Source organism: Streptomyces sp. NPDC050617, assembly GCF_040654795.1.
GTDB lineage: Bacteria > Actinomycetota > Actinomycetes > Streptomycetales > Streptomycetaceae > Streptomyces.
Genome location: NZ_JBFAIS010000056.1, coordinates 1 through 21019 on the forward strand (window position 1 = coordinate 1; position 21019 = coordinate 21019).

A 21019-nucleotide genomic window follows, 5' to 3' on the forward strand; every position below is an offset into this window, starting at 1 on the left:
GGGTCATCCCTGTACTGGGCGTACCGGGATGATCCCGACAACGCGGCGAGAGTGCGTGCCAGGCGTCGCGGAGCAGGCGGGAGTTTGACGACAGGACCTAGCCCTGGCCGGAGGCCAGTTCGCGGCTGCGGTCGCGGGCGGCTTCGAGGGCGGCGATGAGGGCGGCGCGTACGCCGTGGTTCTCCAGTTCGCGGATGGCGCTGATCGTGGTTCCGGCCGGGGACATGACCGCCTCGCGGAGCTTGACGGGGTGTTCGCCGCTGTCGCGGAGCATCACGGCCGCGCCGATGGCGGCCTGGACGATCAGGTCGTGCGCCTTGTCGCGGGGCAGGCCGAGGAGGATGCCGGCGTCCGTCATCGCCTCGACGAGGTAGTAGAAGTACGCCGGGCCGGAGCCGGAGAGGGCGGTGGCCGCGTCCTGCTGGCTCTCGGCGACGCGGAGCGTCTTGCCGACGGGGTTGAAGAGCGCTTCGGTGCGCTGGAGGTGGGCCTCCGTGGCGTGGGTGCCCGGGGAGATGACGGACATGCCCTCGTCGACGAGGACGGGGGTGTTCGGCATGACGCGGACGACGGGGGTGCCGGCCGGGAGCCGCTCCTCGAAGAAGGTGGTGGGCAGCCCGGCCGCGGCGCTGATGACCAGGCGGTCGTCGGTGACGTGCGGGGCGAGGTCGTCGAGGAGGGCGCCCATGTCCTGCGGCTTGACCGCGAGGACGAGGATGTCGGCGGACTTGGCCGCCTCGGCGTTGGTCACGGATTCGACGCCGTACTTGCCGTGGAGCTCCTCGGCGCGTTCCGGGCGGCGGGTGGTGACGAGGACGTCGGCGGGGGACCAGCCGGCGCGGATCATGCCGGAGAGCAGGGCCTCGCCGATCTTTCCGGTGCCGAGTACTGCGACCTTCTGGGACATGGGTCTGTTCACCTCACCGATGCTCTGGACGTATCGCGGGCCATCCTCGCATTTCACTTCCGCGGCGAAGCGTTGGTTTCGGCTGCCGGGGCCGGACCGGCGGGTAGCCGGTGGGAGGCGGGGTAGGGGGCGTGCGGTGTGCCGCGAGGGCGCGTTCGGCGAGACGTCCGCCGGCGTGAACGGATCGGTCAATTCCGCTTCAGTGACCCTGAGTTCATTTTGCTGTTACATGACTTATGACAAATCGGCGTTGTTCCTTGGACACAATGGTGGTGAGTGTCCAAGCACGCCGGAGGGGGGTCGATGGCCGTGGCAGCCCAGTCGGTCGGCCGTTCGCTGCTGACCGCCCTGTCGGTGCTGCTCGCCGTCCTCTTCGCCGTCGACGGCCTGACCACGCAGGTCACACCCGTCTCCGCCGCCACTTCGCTGCCCGCCGCGTCCTCCACCGCGCTCACCGAGCGCGCCGAGGAAGAGGCCGAGCGCCGCGAGACGCGGCGGGCCACCGGGGCCTCGACCGCCGTGCCCGTACCGCACCCGCGGGCCGGGCGTATCCGCGCGGGTGATGCCGGGCGCCCCGCGGCGGGCGAAGATCCCGCTCGTACGCGGGCGGCCGGGCACGGCCTCGGGCGGACGGCCGCCTTGCCGTTTCCGAGATCCGGCGAGGTGCCCATCGCTCTTCAGGTCTTCCGCTGCTGACGGGTCCGGCACCGCTCGGCCTGTCCTCGTCCCCCTCCTGCCCGTCCCCTTTCCCATGGCCGCGGGCAGCTCGTACGCGCCCTTGACCGGCTCGTACGGTCCGCGCTGCCCGCGCGGGGGTCCGACCCGCTGATCCATCACCCGCCAGGTAACGCAGCTCATCGACGTGCGCCCGCCGTGGCGCGCTGGAGGCGCTCCGCATGCAGAAATCTCCGCTCCACCACGTCCGGAAAGTCCGAGTCCGTGCTCGACGCGGCCGACCGCACGGCCCCTCCCCCTGGTCCCCCAGGCCCCCCTGGTCCTCCTGGTTTCGGACCGACGCCCGCGCCGACCTCACCTCCTCCCTCGTCGTCTTCCTCGTCGCCCTCCCGCTCTGCGTCGGGGTCGCCGTCGCCTCCGGCGTCCCGGCCGAGCTGGGGCTCGTCACCGGCATCGTCGGCGGTCTGCTGACCGGGCTGCTGCCGGGCAGCAGCCTCCAGGTCAGCGGCCCGGCGGCCGGGCTGACCGTGCTGGTCTACGTGGCCGTACGGGAGTACGGGCTCGGGGCGCTCGGCGTCCTCGTGCTCGTGGCCGGTCTGTTGCAGATGACGATGGGGGCGCTGCGTATAGGCCGCTGGTTCCGGGCGATATCCGTCGCCGTCGTGCACGGCATGCTCGCGGGCATCGGGCTCGTGCTCATCGCCGGCCAGCTGTACGCGCTGGCCGACGCCAAGGCGCCGGCCGGCGGGCTGGAGAAGATCGGCTCGCTGCCGGGGCTCGTCGCGGACACCGTCGGTTCCTCCGCCGCGCTGACCGCTGTCGCGGTCGGGGCCGGGACGGTCGCCGTGCTCGTACTGTGGCCGCGCTGGCCGCGCGGCGCGCGTGCGCTGCCCGCGCCCCTGGCGGCGGTGGCGCTGGCCACGGCCGTCGTGGCGGTCCTCGATCTGCCGGTGGCGCGGGTCGAGGTGCACGGTCTGCTCGCCTCGGTGCAGCCTCCGGGCGGGGCCGACTTCGCGCGCCTGGCCGATGTGGGGGTGCTGGGCACGGTCCTCGCCTTCACGCTGATCGCCTCCGCCGAGTCGCTGTTCAGCGCCGCGGCCGTGGACCGGCTGCACGACGGGCCGCGTACCGAGTACGACAAGGAGCTCATCGCGCAGGGTGCGGGCAACGCGGTGTGCGGGGTGCTCGGTGCGCTGCCGATGACCGCCGTGATCGTGCGGAGCTCCGCGAACGTACAGGCCGGGGCGCGGACGAAGATGTCGCGCGTGCTGCACGGGGCGTGGCTGCTGATCTTCGCGGTGCTCTTCCCCGCGGCCCTGGGCGTCATTCCGCTGGCGGCCCTCGCGGGCGTGCTGGTGCACGCGGGCTGGAAGCTCATTCCGCTGCGCGAACTGGGGCCGCTGTGGCGTCAGCATCGGGGCGAGGCCGTGGTGCTGATGGTGACGGCAGTGGCCATCGTGACGACCAATATGTTCGAGGGCGTGATCATCGGGCTGCTCATGGCGGTGGCCAAGGCGGCGTGGGAGACCTCGCACGTACGGGTCGAGACCACGCAGGTGAGCGGCGGCGGCGCGGCGGCCGACGAGGGCGCGGTACGGGTCCGGGTGCTGGGCAGCGCCAACTTCCTGCGGCTGCCGAAACTGCTGGACGAACTGGAGACGCTGGCCCACTCGCTGCCGCGCGGCCGGGGCGTGGAGCTGGACCTCAGCGGCCTGCGCCATGTCGACCACGCGTGCGGCGTGGCCCTGGAGGGCTGGGCCGAACGGCACGCTCCCGCGACGGGCGGGTCGCCGGCCCTGAAGGCGCTGCCTTCGGAGGCGTGACCGCCCGGGCCTGCCCGGACCTGCCCGGACCTGCCCGGACCTGCCTGGATCCGCCTGGATCCGCCTGGATCCGCCTGGGCCCGTCGCTGCCGGAGGGACGGCGGCGGGCCCGACGGGGCGCGGGAGCGGCGCGCGCGTGTCAGGGTGCGACCCGGAGGGCCCCGGCCGCCAACTCCGGGGGCGGTCAGGGTCATCCCCCATGGTGTTCGCGGGCGGAGGGCGGGAGCGTGGCGGTATGAGTCGTTCATACCGTTCAGGTGAGGTATCCCGTACCGAGGAGCGGCAGTTGGCCGTGGCCTCGGCCAGTCTCGGGCCGTGGCGGACCGCCGCCGCGGTCGGCGCGCTCGGCGGCGGAGTGTCGCTCGGGTTCGGCGCGGTCACCGGTGACTTCGGTCTCGGCGTCGTGGCCGGCGCGCTCTCCCTGGCGCTGATGCTGTTCTTCCTGGTCGGCGGCGCGGGCGCGGCCCTCGGCGGTCGCGGCGGCGCAGCCGCGGACCACCGCATCCGGCGCTGGGCCCGCAGTCACCCCTGGCAGGTCGCGACCGTGCCCGCCGCGTTGCTGCTGGTCAGCGACTTCCTGATGCGTCAGATCCTGACGAGCGAGGGCTTCTTCGGCAGCCTGTGGGACGGCCTGTGGCGCGGAGCCGTGGTGGCCGGCCTGATCGGGCTGATCGGTGCGATGGGCGGGGCGCGGCGCCGGGGCTGAGCCGGTTGCGGGCGAGTACGGGGTATGTACGGGCGTACGTACGGGGCGGCTGGGCGGCCCCCGTGCGTCAGCGGTTCTTGCGCTTCTTCGACTTGCCCGCCGGGTTTCCCGTACGGGCCGTGCGCCGGCGCTCGTACCGGCGGCGCTCCTCCTCGTACTCCGCCCGCCGCAGCTTCTCGCCCGGCGCCTCGACGAAGGTGCGGCAGAAGTAGGCGAGCAGGATGCCGACGAAGCCGATGACGCGGATGCTGCGCATCGACTTCTCGGCGGCGGCGTCGGCCGGGGCGTCCGGGCGGCGTACGAACCCGGTCCAGGTGTGGCGGAAGGCGAGCGCGCTACAGATGGCGAAGGCCACAACGAGCAGGACGTTGACCAGGCTGCCGGCCGCGGCGTCCGCCACGCCCTGGAAGGCGAAGCGCAGCACGAGGCAGCCGGCCGCCGCGGCGACGAGCGCGCCGATCGCGGTCGCGGCGCGGCGCAGCGCGTATCCGCCGTCGTGGTTCAGCCAGGTCGTGCCGTAGAACCGGATCTCCGTGGGCTGAGGGCCCGCGTCCGGGGCCTGCCGCTCATCGCTCATGCCCTCGATTATCGCCCGGCCCCCGCGGACCGGTCGGGCCGGCAGGCGGCCGGGCCGGTCCGCGGCGGCCGCGCTCAGCCCGAGCAGCGCACCGTGACGAAGCCGTCGCTGCCCGTCTTCACATACGCGTCGGAGACGTACTGGCCGGGCGCGATGCTGTCCCAGATGTCGGTCGTGCCATACGGGCCGGAGACGCGCTCGCCGCGGGTCTGGCAGCGGATCGGCACGCGCGAGCCGACCGCCAGCTTCTTGACGAGCTGGCTGGTGGAGCTGGGGCCGCGCCGGACGTTGAGCTGCACGCCGGGCGCCACCGGGTAGTAGACGGCGCTCGCGGCCAGCGCCTCGGCGCCCTCGGCGACGTCTTCGACCTTGTTGGCCTCTTCGACCTCTTCGACCTCTTCGACAGCCATTCCGGCCCTCCCCCAGGGAAAATTCCGGCCCCGCACGGCGGCGGGGCCCCAACCGGTCGCCACGACCGGTGACATGCGCAGGCTAGCAACGCTTCCGGGAACCGTACGCACCATCGACTAGGCTCCGGGCGTCGCGTGGATGCGGCCGAGATCACGGGGGTGGGGTATGCCGCCGCTGCGCAGTACCGGGACGGGCCCGGAAGCGGAGGATCCGGAGTACGCCGGTCAGTACCGGCTCGAAGCGCGGCTCGGCGCGGGCGGAATGGGCGTCGTGCACCTGGCGCGATCCCCCTCCGGCAGGCGGCTCGCGGTGAAGGTCGTGCACGCGCAGTACGCGGCGGACCCCGAGTTCAGGGCGCGGTTCCGGCAGGAGGTGGCGGCCGCGCGGCGGGTGAGCGGGGCGTTCACGGCGCCGGTCGTGGACGCCGATCCGGACGGTGTGCGGCCCTGGATGGCCACCCTCTACATTCCCGGCCCGACCCTCGCCGAGCGCGTGAAGCGGAATGGTCCGCTGGGGCCCGCCGCGGTGCGGCGGCTGGCCGCCGGGCTCGCCGAGGCGCTGCGCGACATCAACCGCGCGGGCGTCGTGCACCGGGATCTCAAGCCGAGCAATGTGCTGCTGGCCGAGGACGGGCCGAAGGTCATCGACTTCGGGATCTCCCGGCCGTACGACAGCGAACTGCGGACGGAGACCGGCAAGTTGATCGGCACGCCGCCGTTCATGGCGCCGGAGCAGTTCCAGCGCCCGCGCCACGTCGGGCCCGCGGCCGACGTCTTCGCGCTGGGGTCGCTGCTGGTGCACGCGGCGACCGGGCGCGGGCCGTTCGAGTCGGAGAGCCCGTACATCGTGGCCTATCAAGTCGTGCACGACGAGCCGGACTTGACGGGGGTGCCGGAGGACCTGGTGCCGCTGGTGCGCGCGTGCCTGGCGAAGGAGCCCGGGGACCGGCCGACGCCGGACGCGCTGATGGCCGAGTTGGCTGAGCTCGCTGAGTTCGCTGATTTCGCCGAGTTGGCTGAGTTGCGGACCGCGCTCGTACAGGTGCCGGACGCGCCGCCGCTTCCGCTGCCGCGGGTCCCGGTGCAGCGCGGCGCGGCGGGGGCGGGCGTCCCGGATGACGCGGCCGGCGGGCCGGAGGAGCTTCCCACCCCGCGCCGTGCCGTCCCGCCGCCGCGTACTCCGGCGCCGGACGCCCCTGCCCCCGCCGCCGCTCCCGCGAGGCGCGGCCGACCGCGAGCGCGGCTGCTGGTGGGCGGGGCCGTGGCGCTGGCCGTCGTGGGGGCGGGGGCCGCGTGGACGCTGCGGCAGACGGACGGCCCCGGCCGCCCGGAATCGCGTCGGGCGCCGGTGGCGGCCGGTTGGCGGCCGTGGGAGTCGGGGGTGTACGAGGGGGCCGCCGGCAAGGGCGGCGAGGTGCGGGCGACGTTCTGCTCGTACGGGTACGGGGCGCTGTTCTGCTCCGGCCGCGGCGTGCAGGCGGCCCGTATCGACCCCGCCGACGGCAAGGTGGCGTGGAAGCGCCCCGCGCAGGACGCCGCCGGCGGGAACGACGCGCCGGTCGCGCCCGTGCTGTCCGGTTCCGTGGTGCAGGTGGTGTCGCCGGACGGCCGGCGGCTGACGGCGCTCGATCCGCGGACGGAGCGGGTGCGGTGGAGCCGGGACGTGTACGCCTACGGCGGGCGGGTCTACCACGCGGGCGGGACGGTGCTGCTGGTCGCGGCGGACGGCACGGTCACGGCCGTGGACAGCGCGACGAACAAGGAGCGCTGGCACCACAAGGTGGCGGGCCAGGACCAGCCGCAGTTCTCCTCGTACGGCGACGGGCGGGTGGCCTACGCCGTCACCCCCTCCCCCGACGGCCGGCACACCCGGATCGCGGCCGTCGACCCGGTGCGCGGGACCACGCTGTGGCAGCGGCGGAGCGAGGGGGCGCTGACGACGGCCGGTACGGGGCCGGACGGCGTCCTCTACCTCACCGCGACCGCGCCGGACACCCGTACCTCGGCCGTCGTCCGCTACGACCCGGCGACGCGCGTCGAGCGCCGGGTGCGGCTGTCCGCGCCGCTCGGCGCGGTCAGCGTCACGGCCCACGGCTCCATGGTGTATCTGCTGGGCGCCGAGGGCGGGCTGGTGGCCGTGGACACCGCGCGCGGCGGGCGCGGCTGGCGGCTGGAGACGTCCGTCGCCAACGCGTCGCAGCTGGTCGCCGGCGACGGCCGGCTCTACTTCTCCGCCGCCGACGGCCGGCTGCTGGCCGTGGACACCGACCGCCACACCCTCCTGGGCCAGACCCCGCCCCGCCTGGCCCGCGCCGGCCACGGCTACCTGGAACTCGTACCCGCCCCCGTGGTCGCCGACGGCAAGATCTTCGCGGCGGCGCCGGACGGCACGGTCTTCGCGGTGGACGGGCGGACGCCGGGGCGGTGGTAGGGCGGGGCCCGCCCCCTGTCGGATCGAGCGCACCGGACGCCCCGGACGCGCCGCTCCGAACGCTCCGGACGCGCCGCGCCGAACGCCGTCTGTCAGAACTGCCGAAGATGGTCGCGCAGTCTGCGGGCGACCTGTGACATGAGCGCGTCGGCGCCGGGCTGGGCACCGGCCGGAACGAGCGATTCGGTGAGGACGGCGATGGCGAAGGACTGGCCGTCGGAGTGCTCGACGACCCCTATCTCGTGGCGGAGGTTGAGAAGGGTGCCGGTCTTGGAGGACCAGGTGGTGGCGTCGGAGCTGAAGTCCGGGGTGAGCCGGTGCCGTAGCAGGTTGTGTGCCATGAGGCCGCGTATCCGTGCGGCCGTCTCGGGGTGGATCTTCGAAGGGGTCCACAGGGCCTGGAGCAGTTCGACGTGGGCGCGGGCGCTGCCGGTGTTGGCCCGGGTGGTGTCGAGCTGCGGCACGCGGTGGCCGCGGCCGCTGGTGCCGGCGTCGATCGCGAGGGCGTGGGCGAGGTGGACCTGGGCGGCGTCGAAGCGTTCCACGGGGGTGTCGGCCAGTTCGCGCATGGTGTGCCGGACGGTGATGCCGCGCAGGCCGAGTCCGTGCAGGAGCTCGGTGACCTGAGCGGGCGGGGTGAGGTCGAACAGCGCGTCGGCGGCGGCTCCGTCGCTCACGCAGGTGCTCAGGTACAGCAGGTCGTCGACCGCGATCCGGGCGGGGTGGCGGAACCGGCTCAGCCCGGCGGGGCCGGGTGTGGTGATGCGTCCGGGCGGTACGTCGATCATCGTCGCCCCGTCCAGCTCACCGCGCCGGATGCGCTCCGCCGTCGCCAGCGCGAGCGGGACCTTGACCAGGGAAGCGGAGGGCAGCTGGGTGTCCGGGTCGATCCCCAGCTCCTCTCCCGTGTGCAGGTCGCGTACGAGCAGGCAGCCGCGCAGACCGCCGTCGCGCAGTTGCCGGCGCAGGTCGCGCACGAGGGCCTCGGTGTTCACGCCGTCGTCCTTCCCGCGGTTCCCGCTCCGGCGCGCGTCCGGTGGTCCGCGCCGAGGCAGCGTGCGATGGCGTCGCCGAGGCGCGCTTCGATGTGCTGGGGATCGCCGTCGCCGGCGGCGGTGAGGGCGAAGCCCCGGCTGAGCCGGAGGTCGCCGATGGGCCGCCAGGCCAGGGCGAGTTCCTCCGCCTGCGCGGGGGAGCACAGCAGCAGGTCGTGCGTGCAGAGGACTTCGGCCGCGGCGGTCGTCAGGTCGGGCGCGGCGACGAGCTGCGCGGGCCGCAGGCCGAGCGCGTCGCGCAGGCGCGTCAGCGGGTCGCGGATGTGCGGTACGTCGTCCTCCTGCTGGAGCCACACGCGGCGGGGCGGGCCAAGGGAGGCCCGGCCGATCCGCAGCGTTTCGAGGTAGACGCGCTTGACGTCGGGGTCTTCCCCGGCGGTGGCGAGGCCGAGCGGCACGGACCACGTCGCCTCGTCCGGCGGGACCGCGAGCAGGGCGGCCCGTACCTGCTGGGAGTGGACGAGCTCCCTTCGCCGCGCGGGGGCGGCGGGACGGAGATCGAGGGTGACTCCGTGCCCTCGCGCCTCGGCGACGAGGCGGGCGAGGGCGGCGATGGAGCAGGTGCCGGGTACCGCCAGCCGCCACGGCCTGTGCTTGGCGGCCTCCGCCTCGTGCAGCAGCGCTTCGGACGCCCGTACGACTTCTCTGGCCGCCGGCAGCAGCTCCCGGCCGTAGGGGGTGAGGACGACGCGCCGCGACGAGCGCTCGAACAATTGCTCGCCGAAGCGTTCCTCCAGAGCGGCGATACGACGGCTGGCCACCGACTGGGACATCCGCACGGCGGCCGCTCCGACGGTGAAACTGCCGTGCTCGCCGACGCCGACGAACGCGCGGCACGCTCCCACCAGATCCACGGCCCGAACTCTATGCCAGTTCGGCATGGAACGGCGCGGGAACGTATTGGACCCCGTCACTGCCCCGAGGCGAAGGTGTTCCCGGCGTTTCGCGATCGGCAGCGGCATGGATTCACGCCATTCCATGCCTGCTCCATGCCTGCTCCATATCTGCTCTCTGCCTGCTCCATGTCCGCTCTCTGCCTGCTCCATATCTGTTCCATAGCGGCCTATTTCCTGTGCGCCCGACTCACCCCGTCGACCCCAAGCGATTCGCATGCACTACCCGCTGCATACATGCCCGGATACATCCCCTACGCGCCCTGCGCCCTAGGTGTCAGGCGTCCTGGAGGTTTGGACTGTGAAGCTCTTCCGTACCCGCCGAGCCGTTCGCGGCGCGCTCGCCGCACTGGCCCTCGTACCGCTCGCGGCCTGCGGGCACGCCTCGTCCCCGGCGGCGTCTGCCCCGGAGACGTCCGCCTCGGCGTCTTCTGCCGCCGGGACGAAGGGGCCGGACGGGCCGGACGCGGGCGCGAAGCCGTACGCCCGCGCTTTCACCGGGCTTGAGCGCAAGTACGACGCGAGGCTCGGCGTCTATGCCGTCGATACCGGCACCGGCCGCGAGGTGACTTATCGCGACGGCGAGCGATTCGCGTACAACTCCACGTTCAAGGCGCTGGCCGCGGGCGCCCTGCTGCGGAAGTACTCCCTGAGCGGGATGGACCGGGTGATCAAGTATTCCGAGAGCGATGTGATCGCCAACTCACCCGTGAGTGAGAAGCATGTCGGCTCCGGGATGAGACTCGGTGAACTGTGCGACGCGGCCGTCCGCTTCAGCGACAACACCGCGGCCAACCTGATGTTCGACGAGATCGGCGGCCCGAAGGGGCTGAACGCCGAACTCAAGAAGATCGGTGACGACGTCATCCGGATGGAGCGCCGCGAACCGGAGCTGAGCCGCTGGCTGCCGGGCGACACACGGGATACGAGTACGCCCCGGGCGATGGCGAAGGACCTGCGCGTATTCGTTCTCGGAGATGTGCTGGGCCAGAAGGAACGCGCACAACTCACCACGTGGCTGCGGACCAACAGGACCGGAGACGACCTGATCAGGGCCGGGGTACCCAAGGGCTGGGCCGTGGGCGACAAGACCGGAACCGGCAGCTATTACGGGGCCCGTAATGACATCGCCGTACTGTGGCCGCCGCACAAGGACCCCATCGTCGTGGCGATCCTGTCGCACCGGAACAAGAAGGACGCCAAATCCGACGACAAAGTAATCGCGGAAGCGGCGACGGTGGTCACCGATACGTTGTCGCCGGCGCGGAATTCCGCTCCGAGCCGGTCGTAATTCCACGGAAGCACGACCGGTCACCGCGCCGGGCTGGGCGGCCGGGCCGACGCCCGTACCCGCCTCGGCGCCTCGGAGCCTCGGCGTTCCGGAGCCCCAGCACCTCAGCGTCCCAGCCGGCCGTCGGCCCGTTCGCTCGGGCCCGTGCGCGGGACGACGGCCGCCGGTCCGGCGGGCCCCGCCGTGGCCTGGGCGAGGAGGGCCAGCGCTTCCGCTGACGGGGAGCCGGGGTCGGGGACGGCCAGGGTCAGTCGCTGGTCCTCGGCCTGGGGGAGGACGAGGCTCTGGTGGGCGACGGTGAGCGTGCCGACCAGGGGGTGCCGCATTTCGTGGCGGGCGGCGGCGCAGGGCTGCACGCGGTGGCCGGTCCACATGGCCGCGAACTCCTTGCTCCGGACCGTGAGTTCGCCGATGAGCGAGGTCAGGAGCGTGTCGTCGGGGTTGCGGCCGGCGACCAGGCGCAGGTGCTCGACCATGCCCTTGGCCTTCGCCTCCCAGTCCGCGTACAGCTCCCGCGTGTGGGCGTCCAGGAACAGCATCCTGGCGAGGTTGGGCCGCTCCGCCGTCCGCCGCGGGGCGTCGAAGTCCACGTGCGCGGCGAACAGCGCGTGGCCGAGCCCGTTCCACGCGAGGATGTCCGCGCGGCGGCCGTACACGAGCGCCGGGACGCCCTCCAGGGTGTGCAGCAGGGCGAGCGTGTCGGCCCCCGCGTGTTCGATCTGCGGCCGGCGGGCCGGGGCGCGGCGGCGGCCGGCGTCGGCGAGGTCGTGCAGGTGCCGGCGCTCCGCCTCGTCCAGGCAGAGCGCCCGCGCGACGGCGTCCAGGATCTCGGGGGACGCGCCCGTCGCCTGCCCCTGCTCCAGCCGCGTGTAGTACGACGCGCTGACGCCCGCGAGCAGCGCCAGCTCCTCCCTGCGCAGGCCCGACACGCGCCGCCGGTCGCCGTAGTCCTTCAGGCCGACGTCGGCGGGGCGCAGCTGGGAGCGCCGGGCGTGCAGGAAGTCTCCTAGGCGGCCGCGTTCTCTCATGCCTTCCAGTCTGCATCGGCGCGCACGGCCCAGCCTGACCCTGCCGGGGGTAGGCAGCAGCGGGGCTGGCCGGTCCGCGCGGGCACGGCGACGGTGGTGCTCCGACCGCCCCGGGCCCCGGAGCCCGACCCGGTCTCCCGAACCACACGGAGCACCTCATGCACCTCGACCACCCCGCCGACCCCCTTGGCCCTACTGACCTCACTGACACCACCAACACCACCAACACCACCGACCGCATCGAACTCGGTGACGTCACCGTCACCCGCGTCAAGGAGTTCTACGGCCCCATCGGCTTCACGCCCGAGGCATTCGTCCCCACCGTCCCCGAGGACGCCTGGCGCGCCAACGCCGACTGGCTCGCGCCCGCCTTCGTCGACCCGAGCACGAACATCGTCAACTCGGCCGTACAGACCTGGGTGCTGCGCAGCGAGGGGAAGACGATCCTCGTCGACACGGGGGCGGGCGACGACAAGGAGCGCCCGTACGCCCCCGTCTGGAGCCGACTGCGGACCGGCTTCCTGGACCGCCTGGCGGCGGCGGGCGTCGCGCCCGAGGACGTCGACATCGTGGTCAACACGCATCTGCACACCGACCACGTCGGCTGGAACACCCGCCTGGACGGCAGGGAATGGGTCCCCACCTTCCCCAACGCCACCTACCTCATGCACAAGGACGACTACGACTTCTGGAATCCGGAGAACGGGCACGAGCCCGTGCTCGGGCGCGGCAACCAGAACGTCTTCGAGGACAGCGTCACCCCCGTGCACCGGGCCGGGCAGGTCCGGCTGTGGGAGGGAAGCCACCGGATCGACGCCGCCCTCCGCCTCGACTCGGCCCCCGGCCACACCCCCGGCTCCAGCGTCCTGACCCTCTCCAGCGGAACGGACCGGGCGGTCTTCATCGGCGACGTCGTGCACAGCCCCATGCAGATCGTCGATCCGCACCACAACAGCTGCTTCTGCGAGGACCCCGCCGGGGCGCGCGCCACGCGCCGCCGGGTCCTGGGATGGGCGGCGGACCACAACGCGCTCGTCTTTCCGGCGCACCTGGGGGGCCACGGCGCCGCCGAGGTCGAGCACGCGGGCGACGGGTTCGCGATCAAGAAGTGGGCGCCGTTCGCCCCGTACGAGCCCGTGGACAGCGATGAGGACCGGGGCGTGCGCGCATGAACGACCGGACCACCCGCACCGTCACCACCGCGCAGGGGGCCGTCCGCGGCGTCCTCCGCGACGGTTTCGCCGTCTTCCACGGCATCCCCTACGCCGCGTCCCCGTCCCGCGCCGGGCGCTTCGCCGCGCCGTCGCCGCACGAGGGGTGGACCGGCGTCCGGGACGCGACCGCGCCCGGCCCGACCGCGCCGCAGGCGGAGCGGAATCTGGGCGCCATCGACATGTCGCCCTACTTCGGGCCCGGCTGGATCGCCGGGGACTCGGAGGCCGACGACTACCTCACCGTCGACGTGTGGACGCCTGACGACGTACGGGCTCCCGGCGACGTACGAGCATCCGACGGCATACGGGCGCCTGGCAACGTGCGGGCGTCCGCCGACGTACGGGCACCTGGCAACGTACGGGCATCCGGCGGCATACGGGCGTCCGGCCTCCGCCATGGAGACCACGGCGAGCAGCCCCTCCCCGTCATGGTCTTCGTCCACGGCGGCGGCTTCGTGGCCGGTTCGGCGCGGGCGGGCCTCTACGACGGGGCCGCCTTCGCCCGCTCCGGCGCCGTCCTGGTGACCGTCCAGTACCGCCTCGGCATCGCCGGTTTCCTCGATCTCCCCGGCGCGCCCCGCAACCGCGGCCTCCTGGACGTGTTCGCCGCGCTGCGCTGGGTGCGGGAGAACATCGCGGCGTTCGGCGGCGACCCGGAGCGCGTCACACTGTTCGGCCAGTCCGCCGGGGCCACCCTCACCGGCGCCGCCATCGCCTCCCCGAGCGCCGACGGCCTCGTGCGGCGCGCCATCGTGCAGAGCGGCAGCGGCCTGGGCGCCTTCACGCCCGAGCAGGCCGCGCGGGTGACGGAGGCGGCGGCAGCGGCGCTGGGCGTCGCGCCGGACGCCGAGGCGTTCGCCGCGGTGACAGACGCGGACCTGGTCGGGGCGGCCTCCGGGCTCGGCGGCGTCGACCTGCGGACCGCGACCGCCTACGACCCGCTGATCGGGCTCAGCCCCTTCGGCCTGGTCCTGGACGAACAGCCCGCCGACGCCGTCGCCGCTGGGCGCGGGGCCGCCGCCGGCATCGATCTCCTCATCGGCGTCAACTCCGAGGAGGGCAACCTCTACCTCGTGCCCTCCGGCGCCCACGCCGCCTCGACCGCGGCGGACGTCCGTACGGCCGCGGAGCTCTCCCACCCCGACCCGGACCGGCTCCTGGCCGCCTACCGCGCGGAGCGCCCCGGGGCCGCGTACGGGCGGCTGCGCTCGGCCGTCATGGGCGACGCGCTGTTCGGCGCGGGGAGCTGGGCGCTGGCCGGGGCGCACGCCGAGCGGTCCGCGGGGGCCACGTACGGCTATCTCTTCGACTGGCGGTCGCCGGCCCTCGGCGGGCGGCTCGGGGCCGCCCACACGGTGGAGCTCCCGTTCGTCTTCGGCCTCGATCCAGCGCCGCTGCGCGGGGAGCGCGCGCTGCTCGGCCCCGCCGATCCGCCCGCCGGTCTGGCTGCCCGTATGCACGCCGCCTGGGTGCGCTTCGCCCGTACCGGGAACCCCGGCTGGGACGCGTACGACACCGGGCGCCGGGCGACCATGGTCATCGGCGGCGAGTGGGAGGTGCGCGAGGACCCGCGCGGTGCCGTCCGCCGGGCGTGGCAGCGGTGAGCTGACAGACGTCCGCCCGCCCACGGGGATCGGCCGTGGACGGGCGGACGGACGGACGGCAGTGCGGTGCTCAGCCGAGCAGGCTCACGTCCCGCACCGCGCCCTTGTCCGCGCTCGTCGCCATGGCCGCGTACGCGCGCAGCGCCGTGGAGACCTTCCGCTCGCGGTTCTTCGGGGCGTACGTGCCGCCGAGCGCCGCCCGGCGGGCCGCCAGCTCGTCCTCGCCGACGAGGAGCTCCATCGAGCGGTTCGGGATGTCGATGCGGATGCGGTCGCCGTCCTCGACGAGCGCGATCGTGCCGCCGGAGGCCGCCTCGGGCGAGGCGTGGCCGATGGACAGGCCCGACGTGCCGCCGGAGAAGCGGCCGTCGGTGACCAGCGCGCACGCCTTGCCGAGGCCGCGGCCCTTGAGGAACGAGGTCGGGTAGAGCATCTCCTGCATGCCGGGGCCGCCCTTGGGGCCCTCGTAGCGGATGACGACGACGTCGCCCTCCTTGATCCGCTTGGTGAGGATCGCGTCGACGGCGTCCTCCTGCGACTCGCAGACCACGGCCGGGCCCTCGAACGTCCAGATCGACTCGTCGACGCCCGCGGTCTTCACGACGCAGCCGTCCTCGGCGAGGTTGCCGTAGAGGATCGCGAGCCCGCCCTCGGTGGAGTAGGCGTGCGCGATGTCGCGGATGCAGCCGCCCTCGGCGTCCGTGTCGAGGGTGTCCCACCGCTCGGACTGGGAGAAGGCGGTGGCGGAGCGGACGCAGCCGGGGGCCGCGTGGAACAGCTCGACGGCCTCCTCGGACGGCGAGCCGCCGCGGATGTCCCACTGCTTGAGCCAGTCGGCGAGGGACGGCGAGTGGACGGTGTGGACGTCCTCGTTCAGCAGGCCCGCGCGGTACAGCTCGCCGAGGATGGCGGGGATGCCGCCGGCCCGGTGCACGTCCTCCATGTAGTAGACGCCGCCGGGCGCGACGTTCGGGGCGACCTTCGACAGGCACGGCATGCGGCGGGAGAGCCCGTCGATGGCCTTCATGTCGAAGTCCAGCCCGGCCTCCTGGGCGGCGGCGAGCAGGTGCAGGATCGTGTTGGTGGAGCCGCCCATGGCGATGTCGAGGGCCATGGCGTTCTCGAAGGCGGCGCGGGTGCCGATGTTGCGCGGCAGGACCGTCGCGTCGTCCTGCTCGTAGTGGCGCTTGGTGATCTCGACGACCGTACGCCCGGCGTTCTCGTACAGCGCCTTGCGGGCGGTGTGGGTGGCGAGCACCGAGCCGTTGCCGGGCAGGGACAGGCCGATCGCCTCGGTCAGGCAGTTCATGGAGTTGGCGGTGAACATGCCGGAACAGGAGCCGCAGGTCGGACAGGCGTTGTCCTCGATGCGGGCGATGTCCTCGTCGGAGACGTTGTCGTTGACGGCCTCGGAGATCGCGGTGATCAGGTCCAGCTTGCGGACCGTGCCGTCGACGAGGGTGGCGCGGCCGGACTCCATCGGGCCGCCGGAGACGAAGACCGTCGGGATGTTGAGGCGCATCGCGGCCATCAGCATGCCGGGGGTGATCTTGTCGCAGTTGGAGATGCAGATCAGCGCGTCCGCGCAGTGCGCCTCGACCATGTACTCGACGGAGTCGGCGATCAGGTCGCGGGACGGCAGCGAGTACAGCATCCCGCCGTGGCCCATGGCGATGCCGTCGTCGACCGCGATGGTGTTGAACTCGCGCGCGATGCCGCCCGCCGCGTGGATCGCCTCGCTGACGATGCGGCCGACCGGCGCCAGGTGGGTGTGGCCGGGCACGAACTCGGTGAAGCTGTTGGCCACTGCGACGATCGGCTTGCCGAAGTCCTCGCGCGCTACGCCCGAGGCCTGCATAAGGGCTCGGGCGCCCGCCATGTTGCGGCCGTGGGTGACAGTGCGGGACCTCAGCTCGGGCACTTCGGACACTCCCTCGGGGTTGATCGGCGCCGTCGGCGCGGCTGTGGCCGAGGGTACGCCCTCCGCTCCATGATCTGGACAGTGCCTCCGGTATGTGAGACGGACGACCGGAGTGCGGACGGTGGAGGGTGCACGCGCGCGTGGGGCGTACGGGCGTGGGGAGGGCCGTACGGGGAGGGTGCACGCGCGCGCGTGGGGCGTACGGGCATGGGGGGGGCGGACCAGGAGGGCTTACGGGCCCGGCCGGCTATCCCTCGCCGGTCAGGTGGTGCTGCACCGCCGGGGCGATCATGACGATGACCTTCTCGACGTCGGCCGAGGCCAGCGGCTCGGCCTTGATCACATACCGGAGCAGCACGGCGCCCACGATCTGCGCGGTCGCCAGCTCGGAGCGCAGCTCGGGGTCGGGCACGTCCAGCTCGCTCGCGATACGGACCATGAGCTTGCTGGTGACGAGGTTGCGCAGGACGGTCGCCGCGGTCTCGTTGGTGACGGCCGAGCGGACGATGGCGAGCAACGGATCGCGCGTGGCCGGGTTCTCGTACATCCCGAGGATGAAGCGGGCCAGCCGCTCCCCCACCGCGTCCCGGCCGCCCGCGAGCACGGTGTCCGACGCGGACAGGGCGGGCGCGAAGGCGACCTCGACGGCCGCGGCGAAGACCTGTTCCTTCGTCCCGAAGTAGTGGTGGACGAGGGCCGGGTCCACGGACGCGCCCTTGGCGATGGCGCGGATGGACGCCCGGTCGTAGCCGCGCTCGGCGAACTCGGCGCGGGCGGCCGCGAGGATGCGGTCGCGCGCGCCGGGGCCCTGGGCCGTGCTCGTACGGGTGGGCCGGCCGCGCTTCTTCGGAGCGGAGTCGTCCGCGCTCCCGGCCGGACCGTCCACGCCCCCGGCCGATCCGCGCACGCCCTCGGCCGGACCGTCCACGCCCTCGGCCGATCCGTTCACGCTCTCCCGCGCTCGCCCGGCCGCAGGTCCCTCGGCGTCGCTCATGATCCCGGCACTCCGGTGGAAGAGGCGAGGTAGAGCCGGGTGAAGGCGAGCGCCTCCGCCAGGTCGGCCTCGCGTTCGGCGGCGGACATCGCCCGGCGGGTATTGACCTCGACGACGACGTGCCCGCCGAAGCCGGAGGTCGCGAGCCGCTCCAGCAGCTCGGCGCACGGCTGCTTGCCGCGGCCGGGCACCAGGTGCTCGTCCTTGTTGGAGCCGTTGCCGTCGGCGAGGTGGACGTGGGCGAGCCGGTCGCCCATGCGGTCGATCATCCGCAGCGCGTCCGTACGGGCCGTGGCGGTGTGCGAGAGGTCCACCGTGAAGTGCCGGTAGTCGTCGTTGGTGACGTCCCAGTCCGGCGCGTACGCGAGGACCTCGCGGTCCCGGTAGCGCCACGGATACATGTTCTCCACGGCGAACCGCACGTCCGTCTCGTCCGCCATCCGCCAGATCCCGTTCACGAAATCCCGCGAGTAATTGCGCTGCCAACGGAACGGCGGATGCACCACGACCGTGGACGCGCCCAGCTTCTCGGCCGCCGCGCGGGCCCGCTGGAGCTTGACCCACGGGTCCGTCGACCACACCCGCTGCGTGATCAGCAGACACGGCGCGTGCACGGCGAGCACCGGCACCCCGTGGTAGTCGGAGAGTCTGCGCAGCGCCTCTATGTCCTGGCTGACGGGGTCGGTCCACACCATGACCTCGACACCGTCGTAGCCCAGGCGCGCGGCGATCTCGAAGGCCGTCGCCGTCGACTCCGGATACACCGAGGCCGTGGACAGGGCGACCTTCGCATCCGGGATGCGCACCACTGGCTCCGTCACGAAGGACAGCGTACGACCGCCCGTCATCCGGCGGGCAGCCGGTCCAGCCGCCGCAGGATGACGCCCTCGCGCAGCGCCCACGGGCAGATCTCCAGCTCCGCCACCCCGAAAAGGTCCATCGCACCCTCCGCGACCAGCGCACCGGCCAGCAGCTGCGGCGCCCGGTTCGCGGAGACCCCGGGGAGTTCCGCGCGCTCCGCGCAGGTCATCGCGGCGAGCCTGGGCACCCACTCCTCCAGCGCCGCGCGGGACAGCGAGCGCTGCGCGTACACGCCCTCGGCGGACCGCGCCGAGCCCGCGATCCGCGCGAGCTGCTTGAAGGTCTTGGAGGTCCCCACAACGTGGTCGGGGGCGCTGTGCCGGGCGAAGTCCCCGACGATCCGGGCTATCTCGGCCCGTACGTGCCGGCGCAGCGCCCGTACGTCCGCGGGGTCCGGCGGGTCGCCGGGCAGCCGGCCGGCCGTGAGCCGGCCCGCGCCCAGCGGCAGGGAGGCGGTCACGTCCGGGGTCTCGTCCATGCCGTAGGCGGTCTCCAGGGAGCCGCCGCCGATGTCGAGGACCAACAGCTTCCCCGCCGACCAGCCGAACCAGCGGCGGGCCGCGAGAAAGGTGAGCCGCGCCTCCTCGGGGCCGGTGAGCACGGACAGGGCGACGCCGGTCGCCTGGTGGACGCGGGCGAGGACGGCGTCCGCGTTGGCCGCCCCGCGGACGGCGGAGGTGGCGAAGGCGAGGACGTCCTCGCAGCCCTTGTCCTCGGCGGCCTGGAGCGCCTCGCGGATGACGTCGACGAGACGGTCGATGCCGGTCTCGCTGATCGCGCCGTCACCCCCGTCGTCCTTCTCCAGGAGCTCGGCCAGCCGTAGATCCGCCTTGTGGGAGTGGGCGGGCAGCGGGCGCGCGCCGGGGTGCGCGTCCACCACCAGCAGATGGACGGTATTCGAACCCACATCGAGGACACCGAGTCTCATGGACGGAACGCTACTGCGGGCCCGCACGGCGCATAGGCTTGCGGGGTGGCAAAGACGAAAAAGGCGAAGCGGGACAAAGAAGTGAAGAAGACGGCGAAGACGGCGAAGACGGCGCAGCCGCAGCCGTCCGACGAGGTCGGCCTGGACTTCGCCCGCGCCTGGGTCGAATTCCCCGACCCGGCCGACGACGAACAGGTCTTCCGCTGCGACCTGACGTGGCTGACCTCACGCTGGACCTGCGTCTTCGGGCAGGGCTGCCAGGGCATCCAGGCGGGGCGGGCGGACGACGGCTGCTGCACGCTGGGCGCGCACTTCTCGGACGAGGACGACGAACAGCGGGTCGCGCTGCACGTGGACCGGCTGTCGCCGGAGGTCTGGCAGTTCCACGACGAGGGGAAGAAGTCGGGCTGGATCCAGGTCGACGAGGACGGCGAGCGGCAGACCCGCCGGTACGAGGGGTCGTGCATCTTCCAGAACCGGCCGGGCTTCGCGGGCGGCGCGGGTTGCTCGCTGCACATCCTCGCGCTGCGCGAGGGACGCGAGCCGCTGGAGACCAAGCCGGACGTCTGCTGGCAGCTGCCGGTCCGGCGCACGTACGACTGGATCGACCGCCCGGACGACACGCGGGTGCTCCAGGTCACCATCGGCGAGTACGACCGCCGGGGCTGGGGCCCCGGCGGCCACGATCTGCACTGGTGGTGCACGTCGGCGACGTCCGCGCACGGCGCCGGCAAGCCGGTGTACGTCTCGTACGCGCCCGAGCTGACGGAGCTGATGGGCGAGGAGGCATACGACCGGCTGGTCGAGCTCTGCGAGGCCCGGCTGGCGTCGCAGCTCCCGATGGTGGCGCCGCACCCGGCGGACTGAGGGACTGCGGACAGAGGGCCTGCGGGCTTACGGGCCTGCGGACTTACGGGCCTGTGGACGTACGGGCCTGCGGACTTACGGGCCTGTGGCTGGCGGCCTGTGACCTGTGGCCGCCGGCCTCAGAGCCTGTGCCCGCTGGCCGCTGGCCGCTGGTCTCGGGGCCTGCGGCCTCAGAGCCTTTGGCCTTACGGGACCCTGCGGCCTTACGGAACCTGTGGCCCGGTGTCCTCGTCAGCCGTCCCCGCCGGGCGCCGCCGTCGGGGACGGGGGCGACGGGGTCGGGGTCGGTGACGTCGGGCTCGGGGACGGCGGCGTGGGCGTCGGGGTCGGCTGCCGGCCCCGGCCCTCGACGGTGACCACCGCGCCCGCCGGGGCCACGGTGATCCTGGCGCTCCAGGGCCCCGCGGGCTCCCGCGCGTGGTCCACCTCGACCGTGATCGTGACGCTCCGCCCCGGCTCCAGCGAACCGGACGACCTGCTGAGGCTCAGCCATGGGGCGTCGGCCGAGGCCGACCACCGCACGGGCTGCCCGCCGCTCGCCGTGAGCGTCACGGCCGTACCGTCCCCGCTCGGCTGCGCGTCGACGGTGAGCCGTCCGGGGCCCGGCACGGGGCCGGGGCGCTCCGGCGGCGAACCCGCGCCGGTCGGACGGCCGCCGTCGCCGTCCGACCGGCCGTCCGTGGCCGTGGCCCCGCCGCCCCCGGCGCCGCGGGGGGCGGGGGGGGGGGCGCCCCGGGGCGCTCGACCGCGGGCCGGCCGTTGTCGCCCAGCGGCGGGGGGGCGCCCGGCCGGGCGCGGGCGCGGCGCCCCTCGGCGGTGAGGCGCTTCCGGCCG

General features: G+C 73.6%; 19 protein-coding genes. 8 read left to right on the forward strand and 11 right to left on the reverse strand.

Annotated features, from left to right (window positions below):
• Window positions 1-97: 97 nt before the first annotated feature.
• Window positions 98-907, reverse strand: coding sequence for a pyrroline-5-carboxylate reductase (proC, locus tag AB0I49_RS37635; RefSeq protein WP_363231738.1), 810 nt, complete (start codon window positions 905-907; stop codon window positions 98-100).
• A gap of 303 nt (window positions 908-1210) precedes the next feature.
• Between proC and AB0I49_RS37640 the strand changes: the two genes are divergently transcribed.
• From AB0I49_RS37640 to AB0I49_RS37650, 3 genes are all read left to right on the forward strand, one after another.
• A complete protein-coding gene (locus tag AB0I49_RS37640; RefSeq protein WP_363231739.1) occupies window positions 1211-1603 on the forward strand; it encodes a hypothetical protein in 393 nt (130 codons plus the stop codon).
• Window positions 1604-1803: 200 nt separating this feature from the next.
• The gene (locus AB0I49_RS37645) at window positions 1804-3405 is read left to right on the forward strand and encodes a SulP family inorganic anion transporter (RefSeq protein WP_363231740.1); all 1602 of its coding nucleotides are present in this window, start codon (window positions 1804-1806) and stop codon (window positions 3403-3405) included.
• Window positions 3406-3640: 235 nt separating this feature from the next.
• Entirely contained in the window at window positions 3641-4111 is a 471-nt protein-coding gene (locus AB0I49_RS37650; RefSeq protein ID WP_363231741.1) for a hypothetical protein, read from the forward strand.
• A 67-nt stretch (window positions 4112-4178) separates the two neighbouring features.
• Here AB0I49_RS37650 and AB0I49_RS37655 read toward each other — a convergent pair whose 3' ends face one another.
• Both AB0I49_RS37655 and AB0I49_RS37660 read right to left on the reverse strand, forming a co-directional pair.
• Complete coding sequence (locus AB0I49_RS37655) at window positions 4179-4688, reverse strand: hypothetical protein (RefSeq protein ID WP_363231742.1); 510 nt, start codon at window positions 4686-4688, stop codon at window positions 4179-4181.
• Window positions 4689-4762: 74 nt separating this feature from the next.
• Window positions 4763-5098 carry an SH3 domain-containing protein gene (locus AB0I49_RS37660; RefSeq protein WP_363231743.1) on the reverse strand — a complete coding sequence of 112 codons (336 nt, stop codon included), beginning with the start codon at window positions 5096-5098 and terminating at the stop codon, window positions 4763-4765.
• Window positions 5099-5264: 166 nt separating this feature from the next.
• Here AB0I49_RS37660 and AB0I49_RS37665 point away from each other — a divergent pair, with 166 nt between their 5' ends.
• Window positions 5265-7529 (forward strand): serine/threonine-protein kinase, encoded by a 2265-nt coding sequence (locus AB0I49_RS37665; RefSeq protein ID WP_363231744.1) that lies wholly within the window; start codon window positions 5265-5267, stop codon window positions 7527-7529.
• A gap of 92 nt (window positions 7530-7621) precedes the next feature.
• Here AB0I49_RS37665 and AB0I49_RS37670 read toward each other — a convergent pair whose 3' ends face one another.
• Both AB0I49_RS37670 and AB0I49_RS37675 read right to left on the reverse strand, forming a co-directional pair.
• Window positions 7622-8524 carry a serine hydrolase gene (locus AB0I49_RS37670; protein ID WP_363231745.1) on the reverse strand — a complete coding sequence of 301 codons (903 nt, stop codon included), beginning with the start codon at window positions 8522-8524 and terminating at the stop codon, window positions 7622-7624.
• On the reverse strand, window positions 8521-9438 hold the full coding sequence (locus AB0I49_RS37675; protein ID WP_363231746.1) for a LysR family transcriptional regulator: 918 nt from the start codon (window positions 9436-9438) through the stop codon (window positions 8521-8523). Before AB0I49_RS37675 ends, AB0I49_RS37670 begins: the two co-directional genes overlap by 4 nt.
• A 340-nt stretch (window positions 9439-9778) precedes the next feature.
• On the opposite strand from AB0I49_RS37675, the gene bla reads away from it, so the two are divergent.
• Window positions 9779-10768: a class A beta-lactamase gene (bla, locus tag AB0I49_RS37680; RefSeq protein ID WP_363231747.1), complete on the forward strand. Its 990-nt coding sequence runs from the start codon at window positions 9779-9781 to the stop codon at window positions 10766-10768.
• 104 nt (window positions 10769-10872) lie between these two features.
• Here bla and AB0I49_RS37685 read toward each other — a convergent pair whose 3' ends face one another.
• Complete coding sequence (locus AB0I49_RS37685; RefSeq protein WP_363231748.1) at window positions 10873-11796, reverse strand: helix-turn-helix transcriptional regulator; 924 nt, start codon at window positions 11794-11796, stop codon at window positions 10873-10875.
• A 158-nt stretch (window positions 11797-11954) separates the two neighbouring features.
• On the opposite strand from AB0I49_RS37685, the gene AB0I49_RS37690 reads away from it, so the two are divergent.
• Both AB0I49_RS37690 and AB0I49_RS37695 read left to right on the forward strand, forming a co-directional pair.
• The gene (locus AB0I49_RS37690) at window positions 11955-12968 is read left to right on the forward strand and encodes an MBL fold metallo-hydrolase (RefSeq protein WP_363231749.1); all 1014 of its coding nucleotides are present in this window, start codon (window positions 11955-11957) and stop codon (window positions 12966-12968) included.
• Window positions 12965-14614 carry a carboxylesterase family protein gene (locus AB0I49_RS37695; RefSeq protein ID WP_363231750.1) on the forward strand — a complete coding sequence of 550 codons (1650 nt, stop codon included), beginning with the start codon at window positions 12965-12967 and terminating at the stop codon, window positions 14612-14614. The genes AB0I49_RS37690 and AB0I49_RS37695 overlap by 4 nt, the downstream gene beginning before the upstream one ends.
• 70 nt (window positions 14615-14684) lie before the next feature.
• On the opposite strand, the gene ilvD is transcribed toward AB0I49_RS37695, so the two are convergent.
• The 4 genes from ilvD to AB0I49_RS37715 form a co-directional block, all read right to left on the reverse strand.
• Window positions 14685-16535: a dihydroxy-acid dehydratase gene (gene ilvD / locus AB0I49_RS37700; protein WP_363231751.1), complete on the reverse strand. Its 1851-nt coding sequence runs from the start codon at window positions 16533-16535 to the stop codon at window positions 14685-14687.
• A 247-nt stretch (window positions 16536-16782) separates the two neighbouring features.
• Window positions 16783-17529 (reverse strand): TetR family transcriptional regulator, encoded by a 747-nt coding sequence (locus AB0I49_RS37705; RefSeq protein WP_363231752.1) that lies wholly within the window; start codon window positions 17527-17529, stop codon window positions 16783-16785.
• Window positions 17526-18377, reverse strand: a complete 852-nt coding sequence (locus tag AB0I49_RS37710; RefSeq protein ID WP_363231753.1) for a sugar phosphate isomerase/epimerase — start codon at window positions 18375-18377, stop codon at window positions 17526-17528. Before AB0I49_RS37710 ends, AB0I49_RS37705 begins: the two co-directional genes overlap by 4 nt.
• A complete protein-coding gene (locus tag AB0I49_RS37715) occupies window positions 18374-19318 on the reverse strand; it encodes a Ppx/GppA phosphatase family protein (RefSeq protein WP_363231754.1) in 945 nt (314 codons plus the stop codon). Before AB0I49_RS37715 ends, AB0I49_RS37710 begins: the two co-directional genes overlap by 4 nt.
• Before the next feature lie 45 nt (window positions 19319-19363).
• Here AB0I49_RS37715 and AB0I49_RS37720 point away from each other — a divergent pair, with 45 nt between their 5' ends.
• Window positions 19364-20185 (forward strand): hypothetical protein, encoded by an 822-nt coding sequence (locus AB0I49_RS37720; protein ID WP_363231755.1) that lies wholly within the window; start codon window positions 19364-19366, stop codon window positions 20183-20185.
• 231 nt (window positions 20186-20416) lie between these two features.
• On the opposite strand, the gene AB0I49_RS37725 is transcribed toward AB0I49_RS37720, so the two are convergent.
• Window positions 20417-20794 (reverse strand): hypothetical protein, encoded by a 378-nt coding sequence (locus AB0I49_RS37725; protein ID WP_363231756.1) that lies wholly within the window; start codon window positions 20792-20794, stop codon window positions 20417-20419.
• Window positions 20795-21019: the final 225 nt, after the last annotated feature.